Raw genomic sequence first — 6,773 nt, forward strand, 5'->3', positions numbered from 1 at the left:
GCAAGACCCGCATGCCCCAAGCCAGGAGACCTGCCTCGTCACCGATTTTCTACTTCAACCGGGCGGGGTGATCCGGTGACGAAATCAGCTTCTGCGCGTTGCGCAGGGCCATCGTCCCGTATGCCCGCCCCAAAGGGCATCCGATGAAAACACTGGCCAAACTTCCCGTCACCATCGTCACCGGCTTCCTCGGCTCGGGCAAAACCACCTTGCTGCGCCATATGCTCGACAACGCCCAGGGCCGTCGCATCGCCGTGATCGTCAACGAGTTCGGCGAGCTGGGCATTGACGGTGAAATCCTCAAGCAGTGTTCGATCGGTTGCACCGAGGAAGAAGCCAACGGCCGCGTGTACGAACTGGCCAACGGCTGCCTGTGCTGCACCGTGCAGGAAGAGTTCTTCCCGGTGATGCGCGAGTTGGTCGCCCGTCGCGGTGACCTCGACCATATCCTGATCGAAACCTCGGGCCTGGCCCTGCCAAAACCCTTGGTCCAGGCCTTCCAGTGGCCGGAAATCCGCAGCGCCTGCACGGTTGACGCGGTCATCACCGTGGTCGACAGCCCGGCCGTGGCCGCCGGAACCTTCGCCGCGTTCCCGGACCAGGTGGATGCCCAGCGCAAACTCGACCCGAACCTGGACCATGAATCGCCGCTGCATGAGCTGTTCGCCGACCAACTGGCCAGCGCCGACCTGGTGATCCTGAATAAATCCGACCTGATCAGCCCTGAAGACCTGGCCCGCGTGCGCCTCGAAGTCGCCGAAGAGCTGCCACCCGCCGTAAAAATCATCGAAGCCAGCAGCGGTCGCCTGCCGCTGGACGTGTTGATCGGCCTGGGCGCCGGTTCCGAAGCACACATCGACGACCGCCACAGCCATCACGATCATCACCACGAAGGGGAAGACGACCACGACCACGATGCGTTCGATTCCATCTCCATCGACCTGCCGCAAGCCGATGAAGCGCTGCTGCTCGACGCCCTGACGCAGTTGGTGGTGCAACACGGCATCCTGCGCGTCAAAGGTTTCGCGGCGATCCCGAACAAACCGATGCGCCTGCTGATCCAGGGCGTGGGCACACGTTTCGACAAGCACTTCGACCGTGCCTGGCAGGCTGATGAAGCACGCGTCACGCGTCTGGTGCTGATCGGCCAGGCGCTGGACGCGGCGGGCCTCGAAGCGCAACTGCGCGCCGCCCTCAGCGTTTAACCCATGCACCTGCTCAGGACCCAGCCCGGCGGTTTCGTCTCGGAAGACAACATTGCCGACTTAGGCCAAACCCCCGCTGAACTGGTGATCCTGTGCAGCGGCGACTCCAGCCTGGCACTGCTCGCCGAAGCGGCTCAGCAGTTACCCGACGACTACCCCAGCTTTCGCCTGGCCAACCCGATGCAGGTGCAAAACCATGCCTCTGTCGACCTGTACGTGGACGAGGTGCTGCGCCACGCCAAGGTCATCCTGATTTCGCTGCACGGCGGCATCGGTTATTGGCGCTACGGCATCGAGCGCCTGGTGGAGTTGGCCGAGCGTGGCGTGCAACTGATCCTGGTGCCGGGCGATGATCGCCCGGACCCGGAACTCAGCGGCTTGAGCACCGTAGGCGTGGACGCGCGCGACCGCCTGTGGCACTTCCTGCGCCAGGGCGGCCTGGGCAACGCGCTGGATTTCTATCGCTGCCTGGCAAGCAGCTACCTGGCCCGTGACTATGCCTGGGCCGAACCGCAAAGCCTGCCGCGCACCGCGATTTATCACCCGCATAAAGCCAACCCGCGCTTGAATGACTGGCAGTCGGATTGGCAGGCAGACTGGCCGGTAGCCGCCGTGCTGTTCTACCGCTCGCATTTGCAGGCGGCCAATACCGGGTTTATCGACGTGTTCTGCCAACGCTTGCAAGCGGCGGGTCTTAACCCGTTGCCGATAGCGGTGGCCAGTTTGAAAGAGCCCGGCTGCCTGACGGTGGTCGAAGACTGGCTGGATGACGTGCAGGCGGCGGTGATTCTGAACACCACCGGCTTTGCCCAGTCCAGCCCGGAAGCCCCGCATTTGCGCCCGTTCCGGCGCAATATTCCGGTGATCCAGGCGATTTGCGCCCAGGACAACCAGCCCGGCTGGGAGGCCAGCGAGCAAGGCCTCGGCCCGCGCGACCTGGCGATGCATATTGCCTTGCCGGAGCTGGACGGGCGCATTATCAGCCGTCCCATCAGCTTCAAAGACCTGGCCTGGCGCAGTGAGCGCAGCCAGTCCGACGTGGTGTGTTACCGCGCTGCGCCCGAGCGTATGGATTTCGTCGCCGAGCTGGCGCGGCGTTGGGTTGAGCTGGCGCGGGTGCCGAATGCGCAAAAGCGCATCGCGCTGATCCTCGCCAACTACCCGACCCGCGACGGCCGCATCGGCAATGGCGTGGGCCTGGATACCCCGGCGGCGGCGCTGAATATCCTGCGCGCGCTGCAAGCCGACGGTTATCCAGTGCCCAGTGAGTTGCCGCACAGCGGCACGGCCTTGATTCATGAGCTGCTTGGCGGCGTGACCAACGATCTGGACAGCCTCGACCTGCGCCCGTGCCACCAAAGCCTGGGCCTGGACGACTACGAGGCGATGTTCAAGCGCCTGCCGGAAGCCAATCGCCAGGCGGTACTGGAGCGCTGGGGCACGCCGCAGAACGATCCGATGTGCCGCGACGGCCGCATGATGATCGCCGGCCTGCGCCTGGGCCTGACCTTCGTCGGCATCCAGCCGGCGCGGGGTTATCAGGTGGACCACAGCGCGGTCTATCACGACCCGGACCTGGTGCCGCCCCACGGCTATTTGGCGTTCTACTTTTGGTTGCGCCACACCTACGGCGCCCATGGCGTGATCCACGTGGGCAAGCACGGCAACCTCGAATGGCTGCCGGGCAAGGGTGTGGGGCTGTCGGAAAACTGCTGGCCCGACGCGCTGCTGGGGCCGTTGCCGAATATCTACCCGTTTATCGTCAACGACCCGGGCGAGGGCGCCCAGGCCAAGCGGCGCACTCAAGCGGTGATCATCGACCACTTGATGCCGCCACTGACGCGGGCCGAGACCTACGGCCCGCTGCGTAACCTGGAGCTGTTGGCCGACGAATATTACGAGGCGCAATTGCTGGACCCGCGCCGCGCCCTTGAATTGCAAAAAGACATTCTCAAGCTGGTGCGCGAAACCCATATCGATCAGGAGCTGGAGCTGGACAACGACGCCGACGCCGCGATCTGGTTGCCGCGCCTGGACACTTACCTGTGCGACTTGAAGGAGTCGCAGATCCGCGACGGCCTGCATATTTTTGGCGAGTCGCCCGACGGCCGTTTGCGCATCGACACCTTGCTGGCCTTGCTGCGCATTCCGCGCGGCGATGGGCGTGGTCCGCAGTCGAGCTTGCTGCGCGTTTTGGCCAAGGCGTTTGCGCTGGGCTTCGACCCACTCGATTGTGCGCTGGCCGAGCCGTGGACCGGGCGTCGCCCCGAGGTGCTGCAAGCCATTGATCCGCAGCTCTGGCGCACTGCCGGTGATACCCGCGAGCGCCTGGAGTTATACGCCGCGCGGCTGATCGAACAAGCGCTGGAAGGGCCGCTCGAGCAACTGGAGGAACCCGGCTGGGAGGACGTGAAGGCGGTCATCGAAAGCCTGCGCATCGTCGTGGCGCCACGCCTGGATGCGTGCGGGCCGGCGGAAATGCGCGGTTTGCTGGATGCGTTGAGTGGCCGCTTTGTACCCGCAGGCCCCAGCGGCGCACCGAGTCGTGGGCGCCTGGATGTGCTGCCCACCGGGCGCAATTTCTTTACCGTGGATGTGCGTAACCTGCCCACCACTACCGCCTGGCGCATCGGCTTTCAATCCGCCAACCTGATCCTTGAGCGGCACCTGCAAGACCACGGCGACCACCTGCGCCAGCTCGGCCTGTCGGTCTGGGGCACTGCCACCATGCGTACCGGCGGTGATGATATTGCCCAGGCCATGGCGCTGATGGGCGTACGCCCGGTGTGGGCCACCGGCAGCCAGCGCGTGGATGACTTCGAGATTCTGCCGATCAGTTTGTTGGATCGCCCGCGCGTTGACGTGACGCTGCGCGTGTCCGGGTTCTTCCGCGATGCCTTTGCCAATCTGATCCGGCTGTTTGATGCAGCCGTGCAAGCGGTGGCGGCCTTGGATGAGCCGGATGCCATGAACCCGCTGGCGGCCAAGGTGCGCAGCGAGCGCGAGGCGCTGCTCAGCGCGGGCCTGGATGAAGAGGCGGCGGCGAAACAGGCCGGCTGGCGCATCTTTGGCGCCAAGCCTGGCGCCTACGGCGCGGGCGTACAGGGTGCGATTGATGGTCGCTTGTGGCAGAGCCGCGAGGATTTGGCCGAGGTCTACCTGAACTGGGGCGGCTATGCGTATGGCGGTGCCGACGAAGGCACTGCCGCCCGCGAACAGTTCGCCCAGCGCCTGAGCCAGGTGCAGGCGGTCCTGCAGAACCAGGACAACCGCGAGCACGACCTGCTCGATTCCAACGACTACTACCAATTCCAGGGCGGCATGCTCGCCGCCGTGGAAACCCTGAGCGGTGACAAGGCCGCCAGCTATCATGGCGACCATAGCCAGCCGGACCTGCCCAGGATCCGTACCCTGAAGGAAGAGCTGAACCGGGTTATCCGTTCCCGTGCCGCCAACCCCAAATGGATCGAAGGCGTGAAGCGCCATGGCTATAAAGGCGCGTTCGAAATGGCCGCGACGGTGGACAATCTGTTCGCGTTCGACGCCACCACTGCGCTGATTGATGATCACCAATACGCCTTGCTCGCCGACGCCTACTTGCTCGACCCTGACACCCGGGCGTTTGTGCAGCAGCACAACCCCGATGCCCTGCGCGACATGACCGAGCGTATGCTCGAAGCCCAGCAGCGCGGCATGTGGCAAGCGCCGGGCGCGTATCGCGAGGCGTTGGAAAACCTGTTGCTGGACATAGAAGAAGACAGCTGATGACTGATATTGCGCATTTCCCGCTGTCCGCCGTGGTCGGCGCCGACGACTTGAAACTGGCCCTGTGCCTCACCGCCATCGACCCGAAAATCGGCGGCGTGCTGATCGAAGGCCCGCGCGGCATGGCCAAGTCCACGTTGGCCCGAGGCCTGGCGGATTTGTTGGCCAGCGGGCAGTTTGTCACCTTGCCGTTGGGCGCTACCGAAGAGCGGCTGGTGGGCACGTTGGATCTGGACGCAGCGCTGGGCGAAGGCCGCGCGCAATTTTCCCCCGGCGTCCTGGCCAAGGCTGACGGCGGCGTGCTGTACGTTGATGAAGTCAACTTGCTGCCCGATCACCTGGTGGACCTGCTACTCGATGTGGCCGCCAGCGGCACCAACCTGATCGAGCGCGACGGCATTTCCCACCGGCATTCGGCACGCTTTGTATTGATCGGCACCATGAACCCGGAAGAGGGCGAGTTGCGCCCGCAACTGCTCGACCGCTTTGGCTTCAATGTGGCCTTGAGCGGGCAAACCCTGCCCACCGAGCGCGGGCAGATTATCCGCCGCCGCCTGGATTTCGACAGCGATCCTGCCGCGTTTTGCAGCCAATGGGCTACGCAGCAAGCCGCCTTGCGCGATCGCTGCACCCAGGCGCGGGCGCGGCTCGACAGCATTGCCTTGGATGATCAGGCATTGGCGCAGATCACTGAGCGCTGTTTTGCCGCCGGTGTCGATGGCTTGCGCGCAGACCTTGTGTGGTTGCGCGGCGCGCGCGCCCATGCAGCCTGGCGCGGCGCGGGCGCTATCGCCGAGGAAGATATCGACACCGTGGCCGAATTTGCCTTGCGTCATCGTCGCCAGGTGCAAACGCCTCCGGCGAGCCCGCCCGATAAAGGCCAGGCGCCACAACCTTCGGACAGCTCACCCGGCCAAGGCCAATGGGGCGCTATGCCCGCAGCGCCGTTGCCCACGGGCGCGCGCCGGGATGTGCCCACCTGGCCAAAAAAGCCCTAGGCATTCGCCCCCGACCTGACGCGGGGGCGGATGCCCGGCCCAAGGCGGGGCGACTGGAAAAAGGCAGGCACGGCAAAGCGCGTAGCGCACCGTTTGGTTCGATCAACTGGCCGGGCACCTTGCTCGGTGGTCGCCCGCAAACCCGTGAGGATTTGGTGTACCACCTGCGCAGTCGTGCAGCCCATGAGTTGTGGCTGGTGATTGTCGATGCCTCGGCGTCCACCCGGCGCCATGGTGCGTTGAGTGACGCCAAAGGCTTGCTCGCCCAGTTGTTTGATGACGCGTATCGGCAACGGGCGCGCATGGCGTTACTGACGGCCAGCGGGCACGTGCCCAAATGGCAGGTGCAGGGGGTGAAAGCCGCCAAGGGCCTGACCGATTGGCTCGCTCAACTCGGTGCCGGCGGCGGCACGCCGTTGCTGGCGGCGCTGTCCGAAGCCGGGCATTGGCTGCACGCGCGGCGCAAGCGCTACCCGGCCGAGCAGCAGCGTTTGCTGGTAATTACCGATGGGCGGCTCAAAGATATCGCCGGATTAGCGGCGCTCGAGTGCCCGGGATTACTGGTGGATATCGAGCGCGGCCCGATCCAGCTCGGGCGCGCCCAACAGCTGGCGCTTGTGTTGCAGTTGGACTATCGGCATATCGACAGCGTGCCGCTGCAATAAAAGTGAACGTTCCCTGATTCCCGCTTGTCCCCGCTTCCCATGTCACCCCCCGCCTGCCAAATCCCTTAATTTTTCAAGCCTGCCGGAAGCCGCTCCTGGCCTCCGGCTGTGCCCGCGATTTTTTCAGGGCGCCCAGCACA

The 6,773-nt window shown here is 64.8% G+C and carries 4 protein-coding genes; all 4 read left to right on the forward strand.

The window, feature by feature from the left end; all coding sequences use genetic code 11:
• The first annotated feature begins 143 nt into the window (after positions 1-143).
• Genes cobW through A7D21_RS07710 form a run of 4 tightly spaced genes read left to right on the forward strand, consistent with a single transcriptional unit; the run spans position 144 to position 6,633 of the window.
• Positions 144-1,205, forward strand: coding sequence for a cobalamin biosynthesis protein CobW (gene cobW, locus A7D21_RS07695; protein WP_053256492.1), 1,062 nt, complete (start codon positions 144-146; stop codon positions 1,203-1,205).
• A gap of 3 nt (positions 1,206-1,208) precedes the next feature.
• A complete protein-coding gene (gene cobN / locus A7D21_RS07700) occupies positions 1,209-4,970 on the forward strand; it encodes a cobaltochelatase subunit CobN (RefSeq protein WP_069551393.1) in 3,762 nt (1,253 codons plus the stop codon).
• Positions 4,970-5,968 (forward strand): ATP-binding protein, encoded by a 999-nt coding sequence (locus A7D21_RS07705; protein WP_053256490.1) that lies wholly within the window; start codon positions 4,970-4,972, stop codon positions 5,966-5,968. The genes cobN and A7D21_RS07705 overlap by 1 nt, the downstream gene beginning before the upstream one ends.
• Positions 5,969-6,021: 53 nt before the next feature.
• Positions 6,022-6,633, forward strand: coding sequence for a VWA domain-containing protein (locus A7D21_RS07710; protein ID WP_069551458.1), 612 nt, complete (start codon positions 6,022-6,024; stop codon positions 6,631-6,633).
• Positions 6,634-6,773 lie beyond the last annotated feature (140 nt).

It is taken from the genome of Pseudomonas sp. AP19 (assembly GCF_001728855.1).
Classification (GTDB): domain Bacteria; phylum Pseudomonadota; class Gammaproteobacteria; order Pseudomonadales; family Pseudomonadaceae; genus Aquipseudomonas; species Aquipseudomonas fluorescens.